The sequence below is a fragment of the Microcystis sp. 0824 genome (genome assembly GCF_003112475.1).
In the GTDB taxonomy this organism is placed as follows: domain Bacteria; phylum Cyanobacteriota; class Cyanobacteriia; order Cyanobacteriales; family Microcystaceae; genus Microcystis; species Microcystis aeruginosa_C.
This window is the reverse complement of sequence record NZ_BDSM01000063.1, coordinates 1-1,194: the sequence shown is the minus strand read 5'-3', so window position 1 is coordinate 1,194 and position 1,194 is coordinate 1. Positions and strand designations below refer to the sequence as shown.

Sequence of the window (1,194 nt, the reverse complement as noted above, 5' to 3'; positions counted from 1 at the left end):
TAACCAACTGCTTATTCAAGGTCTTTCATATCAGAGGGACGAGTAAAGCTCTTAATTTCAACGGCTATTTTTTCTGTTCCCTTTTCTGCGGCTAATAGTCTTTCTGCTCCCAAATCAACAAACAGGTTTTTACCTCTTGCTAAACGAATCCGTAGGGGGTCATGGGTAATTGTCCAGCTGTCTTTGATTAGGGCGTGTTTTACACAGTCATGGAAAATATCTTTGGCAGGCATTTTCATGCTGTTCTATATAAACTCTATGTGATTATACATTTCTTCGGGTTCAAGAATTTCCCAGATTAAGAGTAGTCCTCGAATTATTTGACCAATAGATTTACTTTGTTGGGGACAGTAAGCAATTCCTGCATGAGTTATAGATGATTGATTGATTCTTAAAAAATCAGTATCTTGAGTAAAAATCACGCGACCATTGGATAAAGCAAATTGCAATTGTACTTCATCAGATACCCCCAATAAATTTTCTTCTGGAGTGGTAGTAACATCAAGGCCTCGCTGGCGCAATCCAAGAGCAATGCTATAGCTTACATTTTCATCAAGGTGAAATTTAATTTTATTGCCCATTCATTTTTTTTAGTTTTTCTTGGACTAGAGAAGGTGTTTTAGCTTGCATTTCCTTGGCAAAGGTATCATCATCTGTGATTTGTTGTCTAATTTCTTCAAGGTGATCGTGATAGTAAGAAAGGGCCGCGTAAACATCAGCTAAAGTAATGCTGGGATAATGATAAACAATTTCATCGGGTGACATTCCCAGGCGTTCGTGCCAAATAACGACATCTTGGACTTTGATGCGATGACCTGCGATGCGCGGTTTACCGCCACAAGTTTCTGGGGTAATTTCAATGTGATTGATTAAAGTTGTTGTCATTGATAATAACGAATTTGTCCGATTATAGGGTCACAAGGAATCTGCGCCCAAATGTCATATATATTATATCACGTCGGCGCGACAATAGTTTCTAGGGAAAAAGCATTCAGAGCCGTTAAGCTTTTGGCGTGTTCCAAGGTGATTGCAAAAATATTCCCCTGCTGATCAAGATCGACCAAGGTATTTTCATTGATTTCTTGAGTCTCGACAATGGGATTGTTATTGAACTCTAGGTATAGAGTATCCGTATCTTGAAAGTAGGTGATTTTCATGGCTGACTTGGGTTATCAAGAGTTTCTAATCTTCTTC

3 protein-coding genes and 1 pseudogene are annotated in these 1,194 nt (G+C 38.6%); all 4 read right to left on the bottom strand.

Going from position 1 to position 1,194, the window contains the following annotated elements; translation table 11 throughout:
• Positions 1-14: 14 nt before the first annotated feature.
• Positions 15-233, bottom strand: a pseudogene (locus N0824_RS19120) (element excision factor XisH family protein); the annotation flags it as partial.
• 12 nt (positions 234-245) lie between these two features.
• Entirely contained in the window at positions 246-581 is a 336-nt protein-coding gene (locus N0824_RS19115) for a DUF5615 family PIN-like protein (protein WP_002762152.1), read from the bottom strand.
• Entirely contained in the window at positions 571-885 is a 315-nt protein-coding gene (locus N0824_RS19110; RefSeq protein WP_002753976.1) for a DUF433 domain-containing protein, read from the bottom strand. The genes N0824_RS19115 and N0824_RS19110 overlap by 11 nt, the downstream gene beginning before the upstream one ends.
• Before the next feature lie 68 nt (positions 886-953).
• Positions 954-1,157 carry a DUF2283 domain-containing protein gene (locus N0824_RS19105; protein WP_108937904.1) on the bottom strand — a complete coding sequence of 68 codons (204 nt, stop codon included), beginning with the start codon at positions 1,155-1,157 and terminating at the stop codon, positions 954-956.
• Positions 1,158-1,194 lie beyond the last annotated feature (37 nt).

Coding starts and splice junctions, on each gene's coding strand:
- N0824_RS19105 (WP_108937904.1), bottom strand. CDS start 1,157: ATGAAAATCACCTACTTTCAAGATACGGATACTCTATACCTAGAGTTC.
- N0824_RS19110 (WP_002753976.1), bottom strand. CDS start 885: ATGACAACAACTTTAATCAATCACATTGAAATTACCCCAGAAACTTGT.
- N0824_RS19115 (WP_002762152.1), bottom strand. CDS start 581: ATGGGCAATAAAATTAAATTTCACCTTGATGAAAATGTAAGCTATAGC.